We start from the raw sequence: 23,002 nt of genomic DNA, 5'->3' as shown, positions 1-23,002 counted from the left end.
CCTGCGAGGACGGCCCGACAGCGCCAACCGAGGAGTCGACCTCCTCGGCAACCTCCCATAGGTACCGTTGGGAAGTCAAGGGCTGACGTAGGTGGTAGTACTCGTGTTGCCAACCGAGGGGAACACCGTGCCGCCGCGTTACCGCTATGAGCAGATCGCCGACGACCTTGCCGAACGCATCGCGTCCGGCGAGTTTCCGCCTGGCGCGAAGCTGCCGAGCCGTCGAGAGTTGATCGAGCACTACGACGTCACCGAGCCCGTGATCGACCGTGCCATGCAGGTGCTACGCATCAAGGGGATGACCGAGACGCTTCCGGGCGTAGGCGTCTTCGTCGCGGACTAGCCTCGGCTGGCTACCGCCTCAGCGTCGAGCAACGCGCGACCCCCGATGCGGAACGCGGCCCACCCCTTCGGATGGGTCTCCGTAGCGGGTGACGAGGGCGGCGGCGCGGTCGCGCAGGGTGGTCCGCAACGATTGCGGGGCCAGGGCTTCCGCGTTGAGGCCCAGTTGCCACAGCGCCCATTCGGCGTGGCGGGAGTCCTGGAAGGTCACCTCCAGCCGCAGCCAGCCGTCCTCCTCGGGTTCCTCGGCGCGGACGGCCAGCGCGGTGCTCAGCAGGTCCTCCCGCCGCGCCGGGTTGACCCGTACCAGCACGGTGAGGTGGCCGTCGGCCAGAAACCGAGTGCGGCGTTCCCGCCAGGCCCGGTCCAGGTCGACCCGGTCCGGTCGCTGCGCCGGTTCGGGAAGTTCCTCGGCGGCCAGCACCCGCGACAGCCGGTAGGTGCGGTCCGCGCCGGACCTGGTGGCCAGCAGGTAGGCCCGGTCGCGCACGGTGACCAGGCCGATGGGGTCCACGGTTCGCCATCGTGGCGCCTGGCCGGTGGCCGCGTAGTGGATGCGCAGCTTGTGCCCGGCGAGCACCGCGCGGCGGACCTCGATCATCGTCGTGTCCGGCACCTCCTCGGTGGCCAGCCGACGGGAGAGCAGGTCGGTCTCCGGCTCGACGAGGAACCGCTGGACCGCGTCCGTCGCGGTGACCCGATGGCCGTCGGGCAACGCGTCGACCACCTTGCGCATGGCCGAGGCGAGCGCCGAACCGAGGCCGAACACCCGCTCGCCGCGCCCCGATCCGGCGGTCAGCAGGGCAAGGGCCTCGTCGTGGTTCAGTCCGGTGAGTTCGGTCCGGAACCCCGGCAGCAGCGCGAACCCGCCGTGCCGACCACGCTCGGAATGGACCGGAACGCCGGCCGCGGACAACGCCTCGATGTCGCGCAGCACGGTGCGGGTGGACACCTCCAGCTCGCGGGCCAGGGTCTCCGCGGTCAGCCGACCGCGCTGGCGCAGCAGCAACACCAGCGAGACCAACCGGTCGGCGCGCATACGAAAGAACTCTACTCAATACGCGACACAGGATGTCGTGATTGATTGGAAGGCTTGCCAGGAGACACCCGATGGAGCGAATGGAGTTGAGGTGGCAGTGGAACGTACGGCGGTCAACCCGGTGACGTGGTCGGCGGCGATGGGATTCAACCAGGGGGAGGTCGTCTCCGGGCACACCCGGACCCTGTACTGCTCCGGGCAGACCGCGATGAGCCCGGACGGCGAGCCCCGGCATGACGGCGACATGGCGGCGCAACTGGCACTGAGCCTGGACAACCTGGAGGCCGTGCTCGGCGGGGCCGGCATGTCGCTGGCGAACCTCGTCCGGCTCAACGTCTACACCACCGACGTCGACCTGCTGTTCCCGCACTACGGCGTGCTGGCGTCGCGGTTGGGTGGCGCCGGGGTGGCGCCGACCACCACGATGCTCGGGGTGACCCGGCTGGCGATCCCCGGCCAGATGGTCGAACTTGAGGGAACCGCCGTCGCGTGACCCGGCTACGCCGGGCGACGACGGCGGCGACGCTCATCGTGTCGTCACCGCTCCTGCGTCCAGGCGAGCGTGATGCGCATGTCGCTGATCCGCCAGCCTTCGGCGGTCCGTACGGCGGTGCAGGTCTCCCGCAGGCCGCTGGTCCGGTGCGGCGGCGCGCCGTCGCGGTAGAAGTACACGAGCTGGTTCGTGGTGGCCGTCGCCTGGTCGCCGTCGACCCGCACCAGCACGTCACCGTGTACGTGTTGGGTGCGCTCCCCCGCCACCCGGCTCCCCTTCAGGAAGGCGGTCACCTCGTCGAGGCCGTGCAGCTCGGCGCGCGGGGAGCGCACCACGACATCGGCGTGGTAGACCCGGTGGACGTCGTCGTCGCGACCCTCGTCGAGCAGGTTGGCCAGACGGGCGAACAGCTCGCCGATCTCGATCCGGTCGGCGGTCGGGGTGGCAGTGGACATGACGCTCCTTTGATGGCAACTCCAACATTGGCCTGACCAACACTATCCCAGAGTGTTGGTCAGGCCAACACCGATAGAGTGGCCACCATGAACGAGATCCCCCAGCGCCTGGCGGCGAAGCCGAGTTGGCTGATCACCCAGCTGGCCGTACACGCCCGCCGGCTGGTGTCCGAGGGCTTCGCCGCCGCCGGGGCGCGCGGGTACCACTACCGCATCCTGGCCGCCCTGGACGAGTTCGGGCCGGCGAGCCAGGCCCAGCTCGGCCGCCGGTGCCGCATCGACCGCAGCGACGTCGTCGCGGCGGTCAACGGACTGGTCGAGCTGGGCCATGTCGACCGGGCACCGGACCCGGACCACGGACGGCGCAACCGGGTGACCCTCACCAGCAGCGGCGTCCGCCAACTCCGGCGCATGGACGGCCTACTCGACCAGGTGCAGGACGACCTGCTCGCACCGCTGCCGGCCGCCGACCGGCAGACCCTGACCCGGCTGCTCAGCCAGGTGCTCGCCCACCACGAACCGGAATGACCGTCGCGGAGGCGGGGAGATGGTGGTGCGGTATTTCTGGGTGACATGAAAATGTCACTGAGAAATACCGCAGTTCCGTCGTACGCCTCCCGGCCGGGCTGAGCCGTTCCCGGCGCGGCCCGCCTACGGCTCAGCCGGCGGCGGCGCACCGCTCCCGCAGCGTGGGCACGCCCGGGCCGGTCAGGTCGTCGCAGTACGCGCCCCGCCCGGCCATCGCCATCATCAGCGCGACCGTCGTGCCGGTGACCAGCGGACCGTCCCCGGCGGCGAAGGGACCGTCGGTCGCCTCGACCCGCAGGCCCTCGATCGCGCTACGACCGGCGACGGTGAAGTCCCGCCCGGCGAAGAAGCGGGCGACCGGGGTGAGGGCTTCGATCGACGGCGTCCGCGCGATGCCCAGGGGACGCCGGATGTCCTGGGCGTGGATGACCACCTCGCCCAGCCACGCCTCGGTCGGGCCGAACGTCGAGGTGGTGCTGTTGATGATGCGCCGGAACCGCTCCAGGGTCTCCGCCGGGCTCGCACCCATCTGCTCGGCGAGCCGCCGGTCGTTGTGCCGGCCGAAGTCGAACCGGGCGGCCAGGACACTGGCCACCCAGCGCAGCCGGCCGACGCTCGCCGCAGCCGTCAGATGGGCGACGGTTTCCCGCACCGTCCACCGGTCGCACAGCGACCGCCGCTCCCACTGCCCGCCGTCGAGGCCGGCGAGGTCCTCGGCGAGTGCGGCGCGCTCGGCGTGGGCGAGGGCCCACAGTTCGTCGCGGGACAGGACGTCGGACATGGAACCTCCGGGATCAGACCATCGTGACACCGGGACAGACTCCGCCGGCACCCCAAACTCACCGGCCCCCGACGCCGGAGCAGACCCGTGCCGACAGATCACCGCGCCGTGGGCCCGGCAACTTCGGGGAAGATGCGGCTTCCGCGCCCCGGGTGACAGCATCTTCCCCGAAGTTGCCCCTGGCCACCCACTACGCCGAGCGGGCATCCCTCCACCGCGCAGGTCTGGTGCTCATCGCCGCCGTCATCTGGCTCCGATGACCAACAGCGCAGGCCCTAATCCAGCCGTCTGCCCAGGGAGAACCCGGCGTTGGTGTAGCCGTGCCTGCGATAGAAGCGCACTGCATCGATGTTGCGGTGGTAGATACCGGCCGACAGGTAGATGATGCCCCGGTCGGTCGCCCACCGACAAGCGGCCTTCAGCAAGGCTGATCCCACCCCGAGTCCCCTGGCATCGGGCAGCACAACCGTGTGGACCTGCGCCGAAGGCTCGGGACGCAGGATCTGATGCTCCGGCGGATCGGATTGCCGCAACACCTCGATCATCCCGACCGCGCGGCCATCATGAGCCTCGGCGACGAGAACAGCGTCCCGCCCCGGCTCGTCGGCCAGCATGGCCGTGAAGTGGCACACCACCGCCTCACGCTGCGGAATGCGGTAGATGCCAGGGTCGAGAGCGAGGTGCGCCTGGGCGTTGGCCAGGCGCAACTCCACGAGTGAAGGAACATCCGCCAAGCTCGCTGGCCGAACCGTCAGCTCAACCTCCTGCATCGTCCCGATCCTAGGGCCGACGCAGCAGACGTGGCGGCTCGGCCACGACGTGGGGCGGCGCCTGGTTGTTTCTGGTCATGACATCCTCAGCACGACGAGGCCCCTCTCACCACCGTCGGCGCACGGTCGCCTTGGTACCGGTGACCAGGCTTGCTGGCGGAACGTCATCCGTCACGACCGCGCCAGCGGCGACCACGGCGTCACGGCCGATGCTGACGCCGGGCAGGATCGTGGCACCAGCGCCGATCCACACGTTCTCGGCCACGTCGATGGGCGCGCCCGTGAGGTACAGCCGCCGCTCCTCTGGATCGACCGGGTGGCCGCTGGTGATGAACGTGACCTTTCGCCGGCAGCGGCCTGCCGACGATCTGTTCGAACAGATCAGCCCTGCCCGCTTCGTCCTCGAAAGGCAGGACATTCAGGCGAGAGGTCAGCTCGGTGACCCGCAGGACCCGCTCGGCCATGGCCCGGAACTGCGCGCTGTGGATACGCATGAGGCGGTCGTTGGACACGACACGAGCCTTCCTGGTGCCTCGGCAACCGGGCAAATCTCACCGGCGCGCCGGTGAAGGCTACCGACGACACCCCGACTTCACCGAACCGGAGTCGATCAAGGGCGGGCGGCCCCCTCACAGGGCGACGATCGCCGCCGTCTCGGCCGGCAACTGGATCCGGTCCCGCATCACCGTGACGCCCTCGCCGGTGGCCAGCAGCACCCGCCGCACCACCCCCGGCAGCGAGATCCCCTGCGCCCGACCAGCCAGGTTCGCCACCACGAGGCACTCGCCCCGACGCATCACCAGGAACTGGTCGCCGTGCCGCACGTCGACCTCGTGCAGGCGCGGGTCGGACAGGTCGGGCAACGACTTGCGCAGCGCGATCAGCCGCCGGTGGAACTCGTACATCTCGCGGTGTTCGGGTTTGTCCAGCTCGGCCCAGTCGAGGCGGGAGCGTACGAAGGTCTGCGGATCCTGTGGGTCGGGCACCTCACCGGGCGGCCAGCCGTGCGCGGCGAACTCCCGGCGACGCCCGGTGGCCACCGCGACCGCCAGCTCCGGTTCCGGATGCGCGGTGAAGAACTGCCACGGGGTGGAGGCCGCCCACTCCTCCCCCATGAACAGCATCGGGGTGAACGGGGCGGTCATCAGCAGCGTGGCCCCGACCCGCAGCAGCGCGGGCGACAGCGAGGCCGAGAGGCGATCGCCAACCGCGCGGTTGCCGATCTGGTCGTGGTTCTGAAGGTAGGCGACGAACCGGTGCCCGGGGGTGCGCTGCCGGTCGACGGGCCGGCCGTGCGACCGGTTGCGGAACGACGACCACGTGCCGGTGTGGAAGAAACCGCCGGTCAGCACCTCGGTCAGGCACTCCAGCGAGCCGAAGTCGCCGTAGTAGCCCTGCCGTTCCCCGGTGAGCAGGGTGTGCAGCGCGTGGTGGGCGTCGTCGTTCCACTGGGCGTGCAGGCCGTACCCGCCGGCCTCCCGGGGGGTGATCAGCGTCGGGTCGTTGAGGTCGGACTCGGCGATCAGCGACAGCGGCCGGCCCAGGTGGGTGGAGAGCGTCTCGACCTCGACGGCCACCTCCTCCAGCCAGTGGGTGGCGCGCGAGTCGGGCATCGCGTGCACGGCGTCCAGCCGCAGCCCGTCCACGTGGTAGTCACGCAGCCACATCGTCACGCTGTCGATGATGTAGCGGCGCACCCCGTCGGAGTGCGGGCCGTCCAGGTTGACGGTGCGGCCCCAGGTGTTGCTCTGCTCGGTCAGGTAGGGCGCGAACATCGGCGCGTAGGCCCCGGAGGGCCCGAAATGGTTGTAGACAACGTCGAGGATCACCCCCAGCCCCTTGGCGTGGGCGGCGTCGACGAAGCGTTTCAGCCCGTCCGGGCCGCCGTACGGCTCGTGCGGGGCGTACCAGCAGACGCCGTCGTAACCCCAGTTGTACTCGCCGTTGAAGGCGTTGACCGGCAGCAGCTCGATCATGTCGACGCCGAGGTCGACAAGGTGGTCGAGGCGGCCGATCGCCGCGTCGAACGTGCCCTCCGGGGTGAACGTGCCGATGTGCAGCTCGTAGAGGATGCTGCCGGGCAGTTGCCGGCCGGTCCACGCCTGGTCGGTCCAGTCGAACGCGGCGTGGTCGTAGCGTCGGCTCGGCCCGTGCACGCCGTGCGGCTGCCACCGCGACCGTGGGTCCGGAAGTGGGGTCTCGTCGTCGTCGAGCAGGAACGCGTAGTCCCCGTCGGCGTCGGGCACGTCGACCCGCCACCAGCCGTCGGGGTCGGCCCGCATGTCGTGGTCGGCGGCACCGGGCAGGCGCAGCCGGACCCGGGCGGCATCGGGCGCCCACACCGTGAACTCGGTCATCAGGCGGCCTCCACGGACTCGGCTACGGGAGCCAGCAGCGCGACGGGATAGGTGGCCAGCAGATCGGCCAGTGGGACCTCCCCACCACTGTAGACCCGACCGGTGAACAGGTCGGTAACGGCGTTAACCGGAAGTGACACGATCGTGTGACCCCAACCGCCCGCCCGGGCCAGCGTCAGCGGCAGCCGGGTGGCCACCGCGACCGCGCCGCCCCGGTCGAAGGCGACCGCGTGCCGGGCCGCCGGGCCGTGCGCCGGCACCGGCCGGTAGCCGGTGAACAGCTCCGGCCGGTCCCGGCGCAGCCGCAGCGTCCGCGACACCACGAGCAGCTTCGCCGCCCCGCCGGCGTCGACCTCGGGCCGCCAGCCGGCGTCGAGGCGGGCCAGCAGATCCCGGCGTACGGCGAAGTCGACCGGTCGCCGGTTGTCCGGGTCGACCAGGGAGTTGTCCCACAGCTCGGTGCCCTGGTAGGTGTCCGGCACGCCGGGCATGCTCAGCTGCACCAGCTTCTGCGACAGCGAGTTCGACCAGCCGGCCGGGGTGATCTCGGCGACGAACGCGTTCAGCTCGGCGTGCAGCGCCGGGTCGTCGTAGAGGGCGTCGACCAGGGCGTGCATCGCGTCCTCGAAGCCCGGGTCCGGGTCGGCCCAGCTGGTCGAGACCGACGCCTCCCGGGCGGCCTTCTCCGCGTACGCGTGCAGCCGCTCGCGCTCGACGGGCCAGGCGCCGACGGCGGTCTGCCACAGCAGGTGGGCGAAGGCCGGGTCGGGCAGCGGTGCCCGGCCCATCCACCGGGTGACCTGCTCCGACCAGCGGCCGGGCAGTTCGCTGAGGACGGCCAGCCGGGCCCGGACGTCCTCGCCGCGCTTGGTGTCGTGGGTGGAGACCGTGGTCATGCTGGCCGGCCAGCGCACCTGCCGGGCGGCGGCGAAGCGGTGGAACTCCGCCGGCGGGGTGCCGAAGTGCGCCGGGCTGCCGCCGACCTCGTTGAGGGCGACGAACCGGCTCCACCGGTAGAAGGCGGTGTCCTCCACCCCCTTGGCCATCACCGCGCCGGTGAGCTGCGGGAAGCGCCGCGCCAGCTCGTCCTCGGGATCGCGCAGCCGGCGGGTGACCGCGTCCAGCGCGCCGGTCAGGTCGGGGCGGCGGCGGCCGGCCTCGGAGCGGGCGGCGGCCAGGTAGCGGGCGCCATGCGGCGGGTAGCCGCGGTAGACCGGGAACGCGGCGGCCAGCTCGGCCAGCGCCGCGCGGGCGTCGTCGGTGGCCACGTCCGGGGCGAGCGTGGCGAGCCGGGTCAGCTCCGCCGACAGCAGCCGGGTGGCCGCCTCCAGCTTGGTGGCGTGGGTCAGGTCCTCCCAGGAGGTGTGCCGGCCGGTGATCCGGGCGTCCAGGGCGGTGAAGTGTCCCTCCGCCTCGCCGTCGACGAACAGGCCGGTGACCGCGGCGAGGGCGTCGTACCCGGTGGTGCCGTCGACCGGCCAGTCCGGCAGCTCCTCGCCGTACTCCAGGATCTTCTCCACCACCAGCCACACCGCGGGCGCGGCGGCGCGTAACCGCGCCAGGTAGCCGGCCGGGTCGCGCAGCCCGTCCGGGTGGTCGACGCGGATGCCGTCGACCTCCCCGGCCGCCGCCCAGGCCAGCACGAGCTCGTGGGTGGCGGCGAAGACCGCCGGGTCCTCCACCCGCAGGCCGGCCAGGTCGGAGACGGCGAAGAACCGGCGGTACGTCAGCTCGGCGTCGCCGCGCCGCCAGGACACCAGCTCGTAGGGCTGCCGGTCGTGCACCTCCCGGGGGGTGCCGTCGGCGGTGCCGTCGGCGATCGGGAAGCGGTGCTCGTGGTACCGCAGCTCCCCGTCGACGACCTTCAGGTCGTCCAGCGCCGCCGGGTCGTCGGCCAGGACCGGGAGCAGCAGCCGGCCCCGGTCCCAGTCGATGTCGAACCAGCCGGCGTACGCCGAGTCGCGTCCCCGGCGCAGCACGTCCCACCAGGCCGGGTTGGCCGCCGGCTGGGCGACTCCGGCGTGGTTGGGCACGATGTCCACGACCAGGCCGAGGCCGGCGGCGCGCAGCGCCCGCAGCAGCCGCTGCCGGCCGGCCTCCCCGCCCACCTCCGGGTTGACCGCCCGGTGGTCCACCACGTCGTAGCCGTGCTGCGAGCCGGGGGTGGCGGTCAGCAGCGGGGCGCTGTAGAGGTGGGTCACGCCGAGGTCGGCGAGGTAGCCGGCCAGCCCGGCGGTGGCGTCCAGGTCGAAGCCCGGACGGACCTGGACCCGGTAGGTGGACGTGGGTCGGGGGGTGTCGGGCATCGCTCAGACCGTCCTCTCCAGGACCAGCAGGGAACGGTCGGGGACGGTGAGCGAACCCGCCGCCTCGACCAGCGTCGTCTTCTCCGGGTCGGGGTCCGCGGTGCTGATCACCAGCTCCCAGCGTGCGCCGAACTCCGCCGGCGGCAGGGTGAAGTCCAGCGGCGCGTCGTGGGCGTTGAAGCAGAGCAGGAACGAGTTGTCCCGGTGGCGCTGGCCGTACTGGCCGCGCTCGCGGATGCCCTCGCCGTTGACGAACAGGGCGACCGACCGGCCGAAGTCGTTGCCCCAGTCCTCGCCGGTCATCTCCCGGCCGTCCGGGGTGTACCAGGCCAGGTCGGGCAGCGGCGCGTCGACCTCCTGGCCGCGCACCTGCACCCCGGTGAAGAACCGGCGGCGCTGGAACACCTGGTGCCGGAGGCGGAACGCGACCAGCCGGCGGGTGAAGTCGAGCAGCTCCGGGTCGATGTTCGCCCAGTCGATCCAGGCCAGTTCGCTGTCCTGGCAGTAGGCGTTGTTGTTGCCACCCTGGGTGCGACCCAGCTCGTCGCCGTGGCCGAGCATCGGCACGCCCTGCGACAGCATCAGGGTGGCCAGGAAGTTGCGCCGCTGCCGGGCCCGCAGCGCGCGTACGCCGGGGTCGTCGCTCTCCCCCTCGACGCCGCAGTTCCAGGACCGGTTGTGGCTCTCCCCGTCCCGGTTCTCCTCGCCGTTGGCCTCGTTGTGCTTGTCGTTGTACGACACCAGGTCGTTGAGGGTGAAACCGTCGTGGCAGGTGACGAAGTTGATGCTGTGGAACGGGCGGCGGCCGTCGTCCTGGTAGAGGTCGGCGGAGCCGGAGATCCGGGAGGCGAACTCGGCCAGGGTGGCCGGCTCACCGCGCCAGAAGTCGCGCACGGTGTCCCGGTACTTGCCGTTCCACTCGGTCCACACCGGCGGGAAGTTGCCGACCTGGTAGCCGCCGGGGCCGACGTCCCACGGCTCGGCGATCAGCTTGACCTGGCTGACCACCGGGTCCTGCTGCACCACCTCGAAGAACGTCGACAGCCGGTCCACCTCGTAGAACTCCCGGGCCAGGGTGGCGGCCAGGTCGAACCGGAAACCGTCGACGTGCATCTCGGTCACCCAGTAGCGCAGCGAGTCCATGATCAGCTGGAGCGAGTGCGGGCTGCGCACGTTGAGGCTGTTGCCGGTGCCGGTGTAGTCGACGAAGTACCGCCGGTCGGACTCGCTCAGCCGGTAGTAGCTGGGCGTGTCGATGCCCTTGAAGCTCAGCGTCGGGCCCAGGTGGTTGCCCTCGGCGGTGTGGTTGTAGACCACGTCGAGGATGACCTCGATGCCGGCGGCGTGCAGCGCCTTGACCATGCCCCGGAACTCCTGCACCTGCTGGCCCAGGTGACCCAGCGCCGAGTAGCCGTGGTGCGGGGCGAAGAAGCCGATCGTGTTGTAACCCCAGTAGTTGCGCAGCCCCAGGTCGGCCAGGCGGTGGTCGTGCACGAACTGGTGCACCGGCATCAGCTCGATCGCGGTCACCCCGAGGGTCCGCAGGTGCTCGATCATCGCCGGCGAGGCGATGGCCGCGTACGTGCCGCGCAGCTCCTCGGGGATGTCCGGGTGGGTCATGGTCAGGCCGCGTACGTGGGCCTCGTAGATGACCGAGTGGTGGTACGGGATGCGCGGTGGCGCGTCGTTGCCCCAGTCGAAGTACGGGTTCACCACCACCGACTTCGGCATGTAGGGCGCCGAGTCGGTGTCGTTGCGGGTGTCCGGGTCGCCAAGCTGGTAGTCGTACACCGCCGGGTTCCACTCGATGTCCCCGTCGATCGCCTTGGCGTACGGGTCGATGAGCAGCTTGTGGGGGTTGCACCGCAGGCCGTTGGCCGGGTCGTACGGACCGTGCACGCGGTAGCCGTAGCGCTGGCCCGGCTCGATGCCCGGGATGTAGGCGTGCCAGACGTACGCGTCGACCTCGCGCAGCGGGATCCGCCGCTCGGCACCGGTGTCCCACTCGTCGAACAGACACAGCTCGATGGACTCGGCCACCTCCGAGAAGATCGCGAAGTTGGTGCCCATCCCGTCGTAGGTGGCCCCCAGGGGGTAGCGCTCACCCGGCCAGACCTGCATCTCGCTCCTCAGTCCCCACGATCATGGGCGCACCGCACCATGAGCGCACCGCACGGCGGGGCCGGCGGCGTCGCAGGCGCGTTATTGCCCCACAGTCTCGCACCCGAATCCACCCGTTCGGCCGATGACCGTAATCCACCCGACTGATGCGTGGTAAACCTTCAGGTGTCGTCCGTCACGTTGGCCCCTTTCGAGATGCGGGATCGCGCGAGATGCCCTTTGCTTGTGCGCGGGACGCGCCCGCGCGTCACCAGTTGGCCGCTCGGCCGCCCCTCACCGCACCCTGCTCTGCCGTCGACGACGCCGGCGCGCCCACCCATGCACGGACGGAGATCGATGTGACGACCCTGCGGGTCGACGTACCGCCCACCGCCACCGTGGACCGGATCCACCGGCCCACCCTCACCTCCCGGCCGCAGACCCCGGCGCCGTCCGGGACCACCGGCGTCCCCCCGCAGGCCCGCCGCATCCTGATGCTCTCCTGGGAGTACCCACCGGTGCTGGTCGGCGGTCTCGGCCGGCACGTGCACGCCCTGTCGGTGGCCCTCGCCGCCGCCGGGCACGAGGTCACCGTCGTCACCCGGCACACCGAGGGCGCGCCACTGGAGGAGTACGCCGACGGCGTCCGCGTCGTCCGCGCCGCCGAGGACCCGGTCACCTTCCCGCTGGCCACCTCCTCCCTGCTGGCCTGGACGATGGCGTTCAACCACACCCTGACCCGCGCCGCCCTACGGGCCACCGAGTCCGGCTCGTACGACGTCATCCACGCCCACGACTGGCTCGTCGCGCACACCGCGGTCACCCTCGCCGAGCACCTGGACCTGCCGCTGGTCACCACCATCCACGCCACCGAGGCCGGCCGGCACCAGGGCTGGCTGCCGGAGGAGATGAACCGCACCATCCACGGCGTCGAGCAGTGGCTGTCCGGCGAGTCCGGCCGGGTCATCGTCTGCTCCGGCTACATGCGCGACGAGGTGACCGGGCTGTTCGGGGTACCGGCCGGACGCGTCGACGTGGTGCCCAACGGGGTCGAGCCGCACCGCTGGAAGGTGCCCGCCCGCGCGGTCGTGAAGGCCCGCGAGCGGTTCGCCGGGGACGGCCCACTGGTCACCTTCGCCGGCCGGCTGGTCTACGAGAAGGGCGTCCAGCACCTCATCGCCGGCCTGCCCCGGCTGCGCGAACAGCACCCCGGCCTGCGCGCGGTGATCGTCGGCGACGGCCCGTACCGGGGCGAACTGGAAGCCGAGGTGCACCGCCTGGGCCTGGCCGACACGGTCAGCCTCCCCGGCTTCCTCGGCGGCACCGACCTGCCGGCCGTCATGGCCGCCTCGGACTGCTTCGCGGTACCCAGCATCTACGAGCCGTTCGGCATGGTCGCCCTGGAGGGCGCCGCCGCCGGAGCGCCGCTGGCCGTCGCCGCCACCGGCGGTCTCGCCGAGATCGTCGAGCCGGGCGTCACCGGGATGACCTTCCGCCCGCAGGACCCGGACTCACTCGGCGACGCGGTGCACGCCGTGCTCGCCGACCCGGAGCGGGCCCGCCGGCTGGCCCGCCGCGCCCGGCGGATGGTGCACGAGCAGTACGGCTGGTCGGCCATCGCCAGCCGCACCGCCGCCAGCTACGCCGCGGCCATCACCCAGGCCCCGGCGTTCGCCACCGAACGCGCCGAACAGCGGATGGCCCACGGCCGCGCCCTCCCCCCGCTGCCCACCGGCAACCTGCTAGCCGCCGCCGGCCTCCGCTGAGGGGTGTAAGGAAGGGCCCCTTATTAACGCCTGGCGCATAGGAAGGGCCCCCTTTTAACACGGCGCGCACCGGCCACCGAACACGACGAAGGCCGCCGACCCTCGCCCGGGTCGGCGGCCTTCGTGTGACTCCTGTGGCTACCGGCGTTAAGAAGGGGCCCCTGCTCTACCGCAGACGTTAAGAAGGGGCCCTTCCTTACACCTCAGCGCTCGTCGACCGGGACGTACGCCCGCTCCGGCGAACCGGTGTAGATCTGCCGCGGGCGGCCGATCTTGGTCTCCGGGTCGCTGATCATCTCGCGCCACTGGGCGATCCAGCCGGGAAGCCGGCCCAGCGCGAACAGCACCGTGAACATCTTGGTCGGGAAGCCCATGGCCTTGTAGATCAGGCCGGTGTAGAAGTCCACGTTCGGGTAGAGCCGCCGGTCGACGAAGAAGTCGTCGGCGAGGGCGATCTCCTCCAGCTCCATCGCGATGTCCAGCAGCGGGTCCGGCTTGGCCATCCGGCCGAGCACGTCCTGAGCGGCCTTCTTCACGATCGCGGCGCGCGGGTCGTAGTTCTTGTAGACCCGGTGCCCGAAGCCCATCAGCTTGACGCCGTCCTGCTTGTCCTTGACCTTACGGACGAAGGACCGGACGTCGCCGCCGTCGGCGTCGATCTTCTGGAGCATCTCCAGTACGGCCTGGTTGGCACCGCCGTGCAGCGGACCGAACAGCGCGTTCACGCCGGCCGACACCGAGGCGAACAGGTTGGCGTTGCTGGAGCCGACCAGCCGTACGGTCGAGGTGGAGCAGTTCTGCTCGTGGTCGGCGTGCAGGACGAAGAGCATGTCCAGCACCTTCGACATCACCGGGTCGACCTCGTACGGCTCGGCCGGCACGCCGAAGGTCATCCGCAGCAGGTTGTCCACGTACCCGAGCGAGTTGTCCGGGTACAGCAGCGGCTGGCCGATCGACTTCTTGTACGCGTACGAGGCGATGGTCGGGACCTTCGCCATCAGCCGGACCGTGGAGATCTCCACGTGCTCGGAGTCGAACGGGTCCAGGCTGTCCTGGTAGAAGGTCGACAGCGCGCTGACCGCCGAGGAGAGCACGGCCATCGGGTGCGCCTCGCGGGGGAAGCCGTCGAAGAAGCGGCGCATCTCCTCGTGCAGCAGGGAGTGCCGACGGATCCACTCGGTGAACTCGGTGAGCTGCTGCTGGGTGGGCAACTCACCGTAGATGAGCAGGTAGGAGACCTCCAGGAAGGAGGACTTTCCGGCCAGCTGCTCGATCGGGTACCCGCGGTAGCGCAGGATCCCCGCGTCACCGTCGATGTAGGTGATCGCGGAGGAGCAGGCCGCGGTGTTGACGAAACCGGGGTCGTACGTGGTCATCCCGGTTTCCTTCAGCAGCTTGCCCACCCCGATGCCGGCGGGGCCCTCGACCGCGTTGTGCACCGGCATCGAAAGCTGCCCACCGGGGTGATCGAGCTTGACTTCCGTCATGTGGTTCCTCGCTTCGCCGGCAGATCTTCGTTGAATTGCCTTCGCTTTTACCGTAATCGCGGTTGCGGGGATACCGCCCGCCGTGGTTCGGCGGTGAGGTATGCGTCACCCGATTCCCGACTTGTCGGCTGGGAAACCCCCTCGACCACGGGTACGCCACCTGCCGGAGCGCGGCGGACGCGAGGCATGGGAACGGTACCGGTCGCGACCACGACCGGCGCAGCGAGGTCGATCAAGAAGCGGCTGCGGTGTTAAGCGGGGGCCCTTCCTCTACCGCAGGCGTTAACGGGGGGCCCTTCCTTACCCCGAGCGCAGGCGGCGCAGCGTGCCGTCGGGGGCGATCCGGTACAGGTCGAGGCGGTTGGCGCCGGCCCGGTACAGCCGGTCGTCGGCGATCAGCGCGGCGAAGCGGCGGCCTCCGGCGTCGCGTGGCACCACCGGCACCACCGCGCCGACCCGGCCGTTGACCGCCACCGCGAGTGGTGTGCCGTCCGGCACGTCGTCGGGCAGGTCGCCCCAGATCATCGCCGGAAGTCCCCCGGTGTCCGGGTCGACGGCGCGGAACGCGGCCAGCGGGGCGACGTCGGCGGTGCCGCCGGGGGGACGGTCGCCGACCTCGGTGCCGACCAGCGGGTGCGGCGCCGGCGGCGGCAGCGGGGCGGGCACCCCGCCGGTGATCGGGGTCGGCTGGGCGGGCCGGTCGTAGAACACCTTCCCGTCGTCCGGGCGGGGCGTCTGCCGCGCGGAGCGCCCGTCGACCCGCCAGGGCAGCCGGATCGCCGCCTCGTCGGCGACGGTGGGCAGCAGGTCGACGTGTTGCCAGTTGCGGTCGTCGATCCGGCCGGTCTGCTGACCGGGGCTCTTGACGAACATCGGTACCCAGGCGACCTCGTCGGCGGCGGCCCTGATCGCGTCCATTCCGCGGCCCTGGGCGCCGGCGGTGAAGCTGACCCCGTGGTCGGCGGTCACCATCAGCAGCGCCCGGTCGTACAGGCCGTTGGCGCGCAACGTCCGCAGCGTCTCCCCGATGAGCCGGTCGGTGTAGCCGAGCTGCGCCAGGTGCCGCTGCCGGGCCAGCTCCGCCCAGCCGGCGCCGTCGTTGGGCAGGTCGTCCGGCGCCTCGTAGCGGGCCCCGGAGGGCAGGTACGCCCACGGCGAGTGCGGCATCAGCAGGTGCAGGAAGTGCAGGGTGGGCCGTGGCGCGGGCCGCAGCCCGGCGAGGAAGCTGGTGAAGCGGGCCGGCTGGTTGTCGTCGAGGCTGTCCCAGCGGAACTTCGGGTCGGCCGGCACCGGCTCGGCGGCGTCCATGCCGGCCTCGACGCGGGTCCGCTCCCGGTAGGAGTCCTCCGGGTCGGCCCGGCTGTCGACCGGCGCGGCCAGCCGGGACAGCAGCGTCCCGGTCTCCCGGACCAGCACGCCGAGGCCCTGTTCCGGGTTGACCGGCGTCTCGCAGCGGCTGGGCGGGCAGAGCCGGGTGATGCTCTCCTCGGCTCGGATGTCGTACAGGCCGCCGAAGGCGGTGAAGAGGTTGTCCGGGTACTCCCCGTAGTGCGGCGCGGCGGCCTTCGCCGGGTAGCGGCCGGTCAGCATCGCCGGCAGCGCGTAGGGCGTCCACCCGCTGACGCCGGTCGCGTTGCGGTACCAGGTCGACCCACCGGCCAACTCGGCGAAGTGCGGGAACCGGGCGGCGTCGACGCGGCCGTCCGGGCCGAGCAGCGACACCAGCGGCAGCTCGTCGAGAATCAGCATGACCACCGGCGGGTGCAGGTCGCCCGCGGCGACCCCGGCGGCGCCCGCCTCCGCGCGGGGCAGCACCACCACCGAGGTGGGCGACACGAACAGGAACAGCGCCACGAAGACCACCGGGCCCACGCCGGCCAGCCGCAACACCCGGCCGGGCGCGCGCCACCGCCGGTGGGCCGCCGCCGCGGCGGCGCCGACCACCGCCGCCAGCAGCAGCAGGGGTACGCCCCGAAGCGGCGTGCCGTGCCGACCCGCCTGGACCGCCCCGGCGGCCACGAGCAGCCCCAGCACCACGGTGTGCGTCGCGGAGCGGACGGTGGTGCCGGCGAGCCCGCTCAGCGCGCCGAGCAACCCGACGGCCAACGTCGGCACCACTGTCACCAGGGCGACGAGCAGCAGGATCTCGCCCCGGTCGGCGCGGTGGAACAGGAAGAAGTCGGGGCTGCGGCCGAGCACGTCCAGGACCGGCTGGGTGACCACCAGCCCGAGCAGCCCGCCCACCTCGGCGAACCGCCCGGCCTCCGCCCGCCAACCGGGTCCCCGGCGGGGCGCGGGTTCAGCCACCCACCACCACCTCGTACAGGGTCCGGGTGCCCGAGGGCAGGTCCCGCCGGCGGGAGATCCGGCCGCGGCGGGCCAGCGACCGCTCGAACTCCTCCCGCCGGTAGTCCGGGAACAGGCCCTCGGGCTTGTTGGCGAGCAGCCGGCGAGCCATCGGGTCCTCCGGGTGGACGAACTCCACCGCGATCCGGCCGCCCGGGGTGACCAGGCCGGCGAGCCAGTCGACGATCTCCGGCAGCGGCACGTTGCGGCCGATCGCGAGGTGGTGCACCACGGCGAGGGCGAGAACCAGGTCGGCGTCGGACCGGTCGGCGAAGGACGCCCGTTCGACGCCCCGCCAGCCGCCGCCCGGAGACGGGTCGGCGAGGTCCATGACCAGCGGCAGGATCCGGCGTTCCCCCTCGGCGCGCAGCGTCCGGTACAGCTCGTCGACGACCGCGGGGTCCTGCTCCACCGCGACGACGTAGTCGGCGTGGCGGGCGGCCAGCCGCGCGTACCGGCCGTCGTTGGCACCGAGGTCCAGCACCAGGCGCGGGCGCGCGCCGGCGGTCAGCGCCTCGGCGACGAACCGCTCCTTGGCGTTCCGGTCGTCCATCGTGTAGCCGCAGGTGCGCTGGTAGTCCACCCAGTGACTGGCCGCCGGACGACGGTCCAGCCGGCGGACCAGCTTCTCGATGCCGCGTACGGTGGCCATGGCCAGCTCCGACGAGTAGCCGGCGGCGCGTAGCTGGGAGCGCACGTCCGCGGTGCTCGCGGCCGCGTTGCGGCGCTGCATGGCGCCGTGCAGGTGCACGTGGGTGAGTACGCCGGGCAGCAGCCGCCGGGTGCCACCGAAGAGCGGCCGCAGCTGGTCGGGTTCGATGCCGTCGACCCGGGCCCGCAGCCACGGTTGGAAGTCCAGCCCGAGGTGGGCACCGAGCAGCAGCGGGTAGAGCATCGTCTGACAGAACTGCCGGTAGCCGGCCCACGGCTCACCGACCCGGGTCGGCGTGAACGACCCGACGTCGATGAAGATCGGTTCGGCGCCGCGCCACTGCAGGTTGTACGCCGAACCGTCCTTGGTGGTGAACCCCTCCGGCAGGGCGGCGCGGAGGATCTCCAGGTGCAGCAGCGCCGCGTCGCGCAGCATGGCGAAGGACCACTCGTACGGGTGGGAGACGAACGGAATCCGCTCGTGCCGCAGCGCCGCCGTCCAGCCCTGCCCCAACGTGACCGGGTCGGTCGGCTCGGTGCCGCACACCTTGCCGTCGGCCAGCAGCGCCGGGAAGAACCCGGTCGCGGCGAGGGCCCGCCACTGACCGGCGGCCTCCTCGTCGAGCCCGCGCAGCACCTGGTCGCCGAGGTGGAAGACCCGATTGGCCGGATCACGGAACGAGCCGGGCTCGGCGCGCAACGGCGGTTGGGAGGTCGCCATGCCGGTCAGCGCTGATCGGTGGGCTGCCGGCGGAACCGGTCCACCAGGCGTCGCCAGTAGAGCTTGGCCGCCACCGCGGCACCGGCGACCCCGCCGACCACCGCCTGCACGATCAGGCTGCCGGATCCCGCGTCCAGGTAGGCCAGGTGGTTCACCGACCGCTCCTTCCCCTCGCCGTTCGATCCCGGGCACGCCTAACCGCCCACCCTTGTGGTGTTTTGTGGCGTTACGCCGGACTTGTCTGCCACGGTACGCCCCTTCCCGGCCCAAAGGTGCCGACACCGGGCACTCCGCCGGCCAGCCGATGACGGTCCAGCTAGACGCGGACGGCCGGGCGGGCCTGCAGTTCCGGCGGATCACGCGACGCGACGTCGGCTGTGGGGTCTTTGTCGGGTTCGGGGGTGTGGTCGGGGGCACCCCGGTGGCGGAATGCCGGCCGGGCCGGGGTCGTTACACCATGCGGACGATCGAGTAGCACCCCCGACCTGCGGTTCTCCGCAGGGTCGCAAGGGGGCCCGGGCCCCTCCGGGAATGGGGGTGGCCGGCCGGTCGTTGGATCCCCCCGACGCCACGCACCGGGCATCCCCCTGCTCGTGACACGCGTGTGCCGGATCGTCTTCCGAACGCCCACGCCCTTCCCCCTTTTGTGGTGTGGGTTGTCGACCCCCGAATGGAGCTTCTGTGATGAACACGATCATGCGTAAGAGCGTGCTGGGTATCGCTGGTCTGGCCTTCGCCGGTGGCATGTTCGCCGGCCCCGCCACCGCCCACGCCGCCCCGTCGGTGCAGTCCACGCCCGTGGCCGTTGCGGTGCAGGCCGACAAGCCCGACACGAACAAGCTGATCCCGCACGGTGTGCAGGGCGCGCAGTCGCGGATCGACCTGTCCGACGAGCAGACCGCCAACGTCAAGGCGATCATCGCCGCGACGAAGAAGGCCGGCATGGACGAGCGCGCCGCGGTCGTGTCGATCGCCACCGCGTTGCAGGAGTCGAAGCTGGAGAACCTGGGTCACCTGGGTGACCGCAACGACCACGACTCGCAGGGCCTGTTCCAGCAGCGCCCGTCCTCCGGCTGGGGCACCGTGGAGCAGATCACCGACCCCGAGTACTCCACGATGGCGTTCCTCAAGGGCCTCAAGCAGGTCGACGGCTGGCAGGACATGCCGCTGACCGAGGCCGCGCAGACCGTGCAGGTGTCGGCCTACCCGGATCACTACGCCCAGTGGGAGCAGCAGGCCGCCGACCTCGTCGCCCAGCACTGGAACAACTGACAGCCTTCCTCGTAAGGGGGAACAAGGCCGCTGGCCGGCACCCGAACCCGGGTGCCGGCCAGCGGCGTCCCCACGTCAACGCCCCCACCCCGAGGCGGCGATCTTGCAGATTCGGTCGTCGCGAAAGGTGGAAACGGGACAAGGCAACGACACAAAGTGCAAGATCGCGGAGCGGCGCGGGCGGCGTGGGCGGCGCGGGGCGGCGCGGAACTCTCGGTACCCGTCACCGGGCCCGTCCCGGACGACTACCTTCGGCGACATGCGATGGTCGGTGCTGGACGCCCCGCTGGACTCCTCGGGCCGGGGACGGGGTGAGCGGCGGGCGCCGGGCGCCCTACGCACCGCGGGGCTGCTCGCCCGACTGGGCGCCCAGGACGCTGGCGTGCTGGACACGGTGATCAACGACCCGGTCCGGGACCCGGCGACCGGGGTGATCGGGGCGGACCAGCTCCGGCGGGCGACCCGGGACATCTCGGCCCGGATCACCGAGCTGACCGACGCGGGCGACGTGCACCCGCTGGTCCTCGGCGGCGACTGCGCGATCCTGCCGGGCATCCTGCACGGCCTGCCCGCCGGCTTCGACCTGTGGTTCCTCGACGGGCACTACGACTTCCACGACGGGCGGTCCTCCCCCACCGGCGAGGCCGCCGACATGGACCTGTCCATGGTGACCGGCCACGGCCCGGTCGGGATCCTGGACCGGGAGGGACCGCTGGTCGACCCCGACCAGGTGCACCTGCTCGGTCCCCGCCCGCCCCGGGACACCGAGAGCGGGGTGGAGGCCGCCCGGGTGGACCGGGCGATCCACCTCGTACCGGCCGACCAGCTACGCGGGTCCGCCGCCGCCGAGGTCGGCCGGACCCTGGCCGCGGCGACGGTCTGCCCGGTCTGGTTGCACCTGGACCTCGACGTGCTCGACCCGTTGGTGCTGCCGGCGGTCAGCTACCCGGAGCCGGGCGGGCTGGACTGGGCCGACGTCGTCGGGCTGCTCACCCCGCTGGTGCGGTCCGGTCGGCTGGTCGGCATGAGCGTCGCCGACCTGAACGCCGACGAGGACCCGGACGGTCGTCACGCCGAGCGCGTCGTCGACGTCCTCGCCGAGGTGCTGGCGGCCTGACCCGTCCGGAGCGACACGGCGGCGGGTGTCCGTTCCGTTCAAGACAGCGGAAGCGGGCCGGCCTAGCCTCGGCGGCATGGCTCCCCAGATGGACTTCATCAGCGTGGTCGTCGCCGACATGGCGCGCAGTCTCGACTTCTACCGCCGGCTCGGGCTGGAGATCCCCGCCGAGGCGGACACCCTCTCCCACGTGGAGGTGCCACTGCCCGGCGGCATTCGACTGGCCTGGGACACGGTGGACAGCATCCGCGAGTTCGGCTGGACCCCGCCGACCGGGAGCGCCCGGATGAGCATGGCCTTCCGGTGTGCCGACCCGGCCGAGGTGGACCGGTACTTCACCGAGCTGACCGCTGCCGGCTTCCACGGCGCGTTGCCACCGTGGGACGCCACCTGGGGCCAGCGGTACGCGGTGCTGCACGACCCGGACGGCAACGGCGTCGACCTCTACGCCCCGCTGCCCGCCGGCTGAGCAGCCGACGCGGGCACGCCGGGCCGGTCACCCGCCACGCCGGTCACCCGAGCAGGACCGTCGGGGGCACGCCGGCCAGGGCACTCACGTCTCGGGTGAGGTGGGCCTGGTCGGCGTAACCGGCCCGGACCGCGACCTCGGCCAGCGGGGCACCCGCACGAGCCAGGTCGAGGGCCCGGCGCATCCGCAGGATACGGGCGAGGGTCTTCGGGCCGTACCCGAAAAGGGCCTGGCTGAGACGGTGCAGGGCGCGCGGGGTGAGGCCGACCTCGGCGGCGGTCGCGGCCACGGTCGCGCCGGCGGCGAGTGTCGCGGCCACCCGGACGCCCCGCGGGTCGGGCCCACCCGCGGCGGCCAGTCGGACGGCGGCGACGGCCTCCAGCGCGGCGGCGGTCGGCCGGTCGCCGAGCCGCTCGGCGATCTCGCCCGCCGCCGCGCCCCACAGCGCGTCCAGCGGCACCCGCCGGTCGCGAAGCTCGTCGGCGGGCACCCCGAACACCGCCGGGCCCACGCCCGGTGGCAGGCGCAGACCCAACCACCGTTCCCCCGCCGTGCCGGAGCTCAGGTGTGCGGCCCGGTCCGGACCGGCCACCAGCAGACCGCGCCGGCTCGACCAGAGCAGGTCCAGGCAGCCGTCCGGCAGCACCCGGGTCGGCGGCACGTCCGACCGGACGCGGCTGGTCCACACCACCGCGCCGGCGAGCGTGGCCGCCGCCCGTTCCCGGTACACGCCCGCAACCCTGCCACCACCGGCCGACACCGCACCGGTCAGGTCCGCCGGTGGTGGTGCATGCCGAGACGCAGCAGCACGAACCGCAGCACCGTCGCGGCCAGGTTGGCGGCCACCAGCACCACCAGCTCCACCGACCGGGCCGGCGCGGCGGCCACCGCGTGCAGCACGGCGAGCGAGCCGCTGGTCAGGGCGAGCCCCAGCCCGAAGGCCAGCAGCCCCTGGAGGTGGTGCCGTCCGGCGTGCCGGCGGCCGGTGACGCCGAAGGTCAGCCGCCGGTTCGCCGCCGTGTTGGCCACGGCGGTGACCAGCAGCGCCACCAGGTTCGCCGGCTGCGCGCCGAGCGCGCCGCGGGTGGCCACGAACAGCAGCAGGTACGCGCAGGTGCTGGCCACCCCGACCGCGGCGAACCGGACCAGCTGCCCGGCCAGGCCGGCCGGCACCTGCGCCGGGGGCGCGACCAGTGGTGCCCGGCCCAGTTGTGCCCGCAGTTGCGCCATCGGCAGCGCCCCGGTGAGCAGCGCGCGGCCGAGCCGACCGATGCCGCGCAGGTCCGCCAGGGCGGTGGCCACGATGTCCACCCGGCTGTCCGGGTCGTCCACCCAGTCCACCGGCACCTCGTGGATACGCAGGCCGGCCCGCTGGGCGAGTACCAGCAGCTCGGTGTCGAAGAACCACCCGGTGTCCCGTACCAGCGGCAGCAGCTCCCCGGCCACGTCGGCGCGGATCGCCTTGAACCCGCACTGGGCGTCGGAGAAGCGGGCGGCCAGGGTGCCGCGTAGCAGCAGGTTGTACGCCCGGGAGATGACCTCCCGCTTGGCGCCCCGCACCACCCGGGAGGTCCGGGCCAGCCGGGTGCCGATGGCCAGGTCGGAGTGGCCGGAGATGAGCGGGGCGACCAGCGGCAGCAGCGCCGCCAGGTCGGTGGAGAGGTCGACGTCCATGTACGCGAGCACCGGCGCGGAGGAGTCCGACCAGGCCGCCCGCAGCGCCCGGCCGCGGCCCTTGGCGTCGAGGTGCCGCACCCCGACGCCGGGCAGTTCCGCGGCGAGCGCCTCGGCGACCGCCAGGGTGCGGTCGACGCTGGCGTTGTCGGCGATGGTGATGGCGAACGGGTACGGGAAGTGCGCGCTCAGGTGGGCGTGCAGCCGCCGGACGCACGGTTCGAGGTCGGTCTCCTCGTTGTACACGGGGACGACCACGTCGAGCACGGCGGTCGGGGCGGTCGGGCGGGCCCGCACGCCGGCCCGGGAGGCGGTGGAGCCGGCCATG

General features: G+C 72.3%; 22 protein-coding genes. 8 read left to right on the top strand and 14 right to left on the bottom strand.

All coding sequences use genetic code 11. The features are described from left to right. Positions 1 to 103 precede the first annotated feature (103 nt). Complete coding sequence (locus D7223_RS11500) at positions 104 to 343, top strand: winged helix-turn-helix domain-containing protein (protein WP_120727959.1); 240 nt, start codon at positions 104 to 106, stop codon at positions 341 to 343. Positions 344 to 361: 18 nt separating this feature from the next. On the opposite strand, the gene D7223_RS11495 is transcribed toward D7223_RS11500, so the two are convergent. Continuing rightward, positions 362 to 1,381 (bottom strand): helix-turn-helix transcriptional regulator, encoded by a 1,020-nt coding sequence (locus tag D7223_RS11495; RefSeq protein ID WP_120727957.1) that lies wholly within the window; start codon positions 1,379 to 1,381, stop codon positions 362 to 364. A gap of 91 nt (positions 1,382 to 1,472) precedes the next feature. Here D7223_RS11495 and D7223_RS11490 point away from each other — a divergent pair, with 91 nt between their 5' ends. Then, positions 1,473 to 1,874, top strand: a complete 402-nt coding sequence (locus tag D7223_RS11490) for a RidA family protein (RefSeq protein ID WP_238161821.1) — start codon at positions 1,473 to 1,475, stop codon at positions 1,872 to 1,874. Positions 1,875 to 1,918: 44 nt separating this feature from the next. On the opposite strand, the gene D7223_RS11485 is transcribed toward D7223_RS11490, so the two are convergent. Then, the gene (locus D7223_RS11485; RefSeq protein ID WP_120727953.1) at positions 1,919 to 2,329 is read right to left on the bottom strand and encodes a nuclear transport factor 2 family protein; all 411 of its coding nucleotides are present in this window, start codon (positions 2,327 to 2,329) and stop codon (positions 1,919 to 1,921) included. 87 nt (positions 2,330 to 2,416) lie between these two features. Between D7223_RS11485 and D7223_RS11480 the strand changes: the two genes are divergently transcribed. Beyond that, positions 2,417 to 2,857, top strand: coding sequence for a MarR family winged helix-turn-helix transcriptional regulator (locus D7223_RS11480; protein ID WP_120728203.1), 441 nt, complete (start codon positions 2,417 to 2,419; stop codon positions 2,855 to 2,857). 130 nt (positions 2,858 to 2,987) lie between these two features. Here the strand turns inward: D7223_RS11480 and D7223_RS11475 are convergent, their stop codons facing one another. The 3 genes from D7223_RS11475 to D7223_RS33480 form a co-directional block, all read right to left on the bottom strand. Further along, a complete protein-coding gene (locus D7223_RS11475; protein ID WP_120727951.1) occupies positions 2,988 to 3,638 on the bottom strand; it encodes a maleylpyruvate isomerase family mycothiol-dependent enzyme in 651 nt (216 codons plus the stop codon). Between the two features lie 275 nt (positions 3,639 to 3,913). Continuing rightward, entirely contained in the window at positions 3,914 to 4,408 is a 495-nt protein-coding gene (locus D7223_RS11470) for a GNAT family N-acetyltransferase (protein WP_120727949.1), read from the bottom strand. A 106-nt stretch (positions 4,409 to 4,514) separates the two neighbouring features. After that, positions 4,515 to 4,673 carry a DapH/DapD/GlmU-related protein gene (locus D7223_RS33480; RefSeq protein ID WP_272948687.1) on the bottom strand — a complete coding sequence of 53 codons (159 nt, stop codon included), beginning with the start codon at positions 4,671 to 4,673 and terminating at the stop codon, positions 4,515 to 4,517. Between the two features lie 61 nt (positions 4,674 to 4,734). Between D7223_RS33480 and D7223_RS33475 the strand changes: the two genes are divergently transcribed. Further along, positions 4,735 to 4,977, top strand: a complete 243-nt coding sequence (locus tag D7223_RS33475; protein WP_238161843.1) for a hypothetical protein — start codon at positions 4,735 to 4,737, stop codon at positions 4,975 to 4,977. A gap of 60 nt (positions 4,978 to 5,037) precedes the next feature. Here D7223_RS33475 and treZ read toward each other — a convergent pair whose 3' ends face one another. The 3 genes from treZ to glgX are packed head-to-tail and all read right to left on the bottom strand — an operon-like array spanning position 5,038 to position 11,192. Continuing rightward, a complete protein-coding gene (treZ, locus tag D7223_RS11460) occupies positions 5,038 to 6,765 on the bottom strand; it encodes a malto-oligosyltrehalose trehalohydrolase (RefSeq protein WP_120727947.1) in 1,728 nt (575 codons plus the stop codon). Next, positions 6,765 to 9,071, bottom strand: a complete 2,307-nt coding sequence (treY, locus tag D7223_RS11455; protein WP_120727945.1) for a malto-oligosyltrehalose synthase — start codon at positions 9,069 to 9,071, stop codon at positions 6,765 to 6,767. The genes treZ and treY overlap by 1 nt, the downstream gene beginning before the upstream one ends. 3 nt (positions 9,072 to 9,074) lie before the next feature. Continuing rightward, complete coding sequence (gene glgX / locus D7223_RS11450) at positions 9,075 to 11,192, bottom strand: glycogen debranching protein GlgX (RefSeq protein WP_120727943.1); 2,118 nt, start codon at positions 11,190 to 11,192, stop codon at positions 9,075 to 9,077. A gap of 338 nt (positions 11,193 to 11,530) precedes the next feature. On the opposite strand from glgX, the gene D7223_RS11445 reads away from it, so the two are divergent. Then, complete coding sequence (locus D7223_RS11445; RefSeq protein ID WP_120727941.1) at positions 11,531 to 12,937, top strand: glycosyltransferase family 4 protein; 1,407 nt, start codon at positions 11,531 to 11,533, stop codon at positions 12,935 to 12,937. A 203-nt stretch (positions 12,938 to 13,140) separates the two neighbouring features. Here D7223_RS11445 and D7223_RS11440 read toward each other — a convergent pair whose 3' ends face one another. From D7223_RS11440 to D7223_RS33015, 4 genes are all read right to left on the bottom strand, one after another. Beyond that, positions 13,141 to 14,424 (bottom strand): citrate synthase, encoded by a 1,284-nt coding sequence (locus tag D7223_RS11440; RefSeq protein WP_120727939.1) that lies wholly within the window; start codon positions 14,422 to 14,424, stop codon positions 13,141 to 13,143. Positions 14,425 to 14,724: 300 nt separating this feature from the next. Beyond that, complete coding sequence (locus D7223_RS11435) at positions 14,725 to 16,731, bottom strand: sulfatase-like hydrolase/transferase (RefSeq protein ID WP_120727937.1); 2,007 nt, start codon at positions 16,729 to 16,731, stop codon at positions 14,725 to 14,727. Next, positions 16,724 to 18,142 (bottom strand): class I SAM-dependent methyltransferase, encoded by a 1,419-nt coding sequence (locus D7223_RS11430; protein WP_120727935.1) that lies wholly within the window; start codon positions 18,140 to 18,142, stop codon positions 16,724 to 16,726. The genes D7223_RS11435 and D7223_RS11430 overlap by 8 nt, the downstream gene beginning before the upstream one ends. 5 nt (positions 18,143 to 18,147) lie before the next feature. Then, positions 18,148 to 18,297: a hypothetical protein gene (locus D7223_RS33015; protein ID WP_167183181.1), complete on the bottom strand. Its 150-nt coding sequence runs from the start codon at positions 18,295 to 18,297 to the stop codon at positions 18,148 to 18,150. A 529-nt stretch (positions 18,298 to 18,826) separates the two neighbouring features. Here D7223_RS33015 and D7223_RS11425 point away from each other — a divergent pair. The 3 genes from D7223_RS11425 to D7223_RS11415 all read left to right on the top strand — a co-directional run bounded on the left by D7223_RS11425 (position 18,827) and on the right by D7223_RS11415 (position 21,000). After that, entirely contained in the window at positions 18,827 to 19,414 is a 588-nt protein-coding gene (locus D7223_RS11425) for a hypothetical protein (RefSeq protein WP_120727933.1), read from the top strand. Between the two features lie 259 nt (positions 19,415 to 19,673). After that, the gene (locus tag D7223_RS11420; RefSeq protein ID WP_120727931.1) at positions 19,674 to 20,531 is read left to right on the top strand and encodes an arginase family protein; all 858 of its coding nucleotides are present in this window, start codon (positions 19,674 to 19,676) and stop codon (positions 20,529 to 20,531) included. 76 nt (positions 20,532 to 20,607) lie between these two features. Then, positions 20,608 to 21,000, top strand: coding sequence for a VOC family protein (locus tag D7223_RS11415; RefSeq protein ID WP_120727928.1), 393 nt, complete (start codon positions 20,608 to 20,610; stop codon positions 20,998 to 21,000). A 43-nt stretch (positions 21,001 to 21,043) separates the two neighbouring features. On the opposite strand, the gene D7223_RS11410 is transcribed toward D7223_RS11415, so the two are convergent. Next, positions 21,044 to 21,730, bottom strand: coding sequence for a helix-turn-helix domain-containing protein (locus D7223_RS11410; protein ID WP_120727926.1), 687 nt, complete (start codon positions 21,728 to 21,730; stop codon positions 21,044 to 21,046). A gap of 38 nt (positions 21,731 to 21,768) precedes the next feature. Continuing rightward, positions 21,769 to 23,001, bottom strand: coding sequence for a bifunctional glycosyltransferase family 2/GtrA family protein (locus D7223_RS11405; protein WP_120727924.1), 1,233 nt, complete (start codon positions 22,999 to 23,001; stop codon positions 21,769 to 21,771). Position 23,002 lies beyond the last annotated feature (1 nt).

Origin of the sequence: Micromonospora endolithica (assembly GCF_003626595.1) — a bacterium.
GTDB classification, from domain to species: domain Bacteria; phylum Actinomycetota; class Actinomycetes; order Mycobacteriales; family Micromonosporaceae; genus Micromonospora; species Micromonospora endolithica.
The sequence above is the reverse complement of the archived record's forward strand: the minus strand, read 5'-3'. Positions and strand labels throughout refer to the sequence as shown.

Excerpts from the sequence above, each read along its gene's own strand:
- D7223_RS11495 (WP_120727957.1), bottom strand. The coding sequence starts at position 1,381 with ATGCGCGCCGACCGGTTGGTCTCGCTGGTGTTGCTGCTGCGCCAGCGC.
- D7223_RS11485 (WP_120727953.1), bottom strand. The coding sequence starts at position 2,329 with ATGTCCACTGCCACCCCGACCGCCGACCGGATCGAGATCGGCGAGCTG.
- D7223_RS11480 (WP_120728203.1), top strand. The coding sequence starts at position 2,417 with ATGAACGAGATCCCCCAGCGCCTGGCGGCGAAGCCGAGTTGGCTGATC.
- D7223_RS11475 (WP_120727951.1), bottom strand. The coding sequence starts at position 3,638 with ATGTCCGACGTCCTGTCCCGCGACGAACTGTGGGCCCTCGCCCACGCC.
- D7223_RS11470 (WP_120727949.1), bottom strand. The coding sequence starts at position 4,408 with ATGCAGGAGGTTGAGCTGACGGTTCGGCCAGCGAGCTTGGCGGATGTT.
- treZ (WP_120727947.1), bottom strand. The coding sequence starts at position 6,765 with ATGACCGAGTTCACGGTGTGGGCGCCCGATGCCGCCCGGGTCCGGCTG.
- treY (WP_120727945.1), bottom strand. The coding sequence starts at position 9,071 with ATGCCCGACACCCCCCGACCCACGTCCACCTACCGGGTCCAGGTCCGT.
- glgX (WP_120727943.1), bottom strand. The coding sequence starts at position 11,192 with ATGCAGGTCTGGCCGGGTGAGCGCTACCCCCTGGGGGCCACCTACGAC.
- D7223_RS11440 (WP_120727939.1), bottom strand. The coding sequence starts at position 14,424 with ATGACGGAAGTCAAGCTCGATCACCCCGGTGGGCAGCTTTCGATGCCG.
- D7223_RS11430 (WP_120727935.1), bottom strand. The coding sequence starts at position 18,142 with ATGGCGACCTCCCAACCGCCGTTGCGCGCCGAGCCCGGCTCGTTCCGT.
- D7223_RS11425 (WP_120727933.1), top strand. The coding sequence starts at position 18,827 with ATGAACACGATCATGCGTAAGAGCGTGCTGGGTATCGCTGGTCTGGCC.
- D7223_RS11420 (WP_120727931.1), top strand. The coding sequence starts at position 19,674 with ATGCGATGGTCGGTGCTGGACGCCCCGCTGGACTCCTCGGGCCGGGGA.
- D7223_RS11415 (WP_120727928.1), top strand. The coding sequence starts at position 20,608 with ATGGCTCCCCAGATGGACTTCATCAGCGTGGTCGTCGCCGACATGGCG.
- D7223_RS11405 (WP_120727924.1), bottom strand. The coding sequence starts at position 23,001 with ATGGCCGGCTCCACCGCCTCCCGGGCCGGCGTGCGGGCCCGCCCGACC.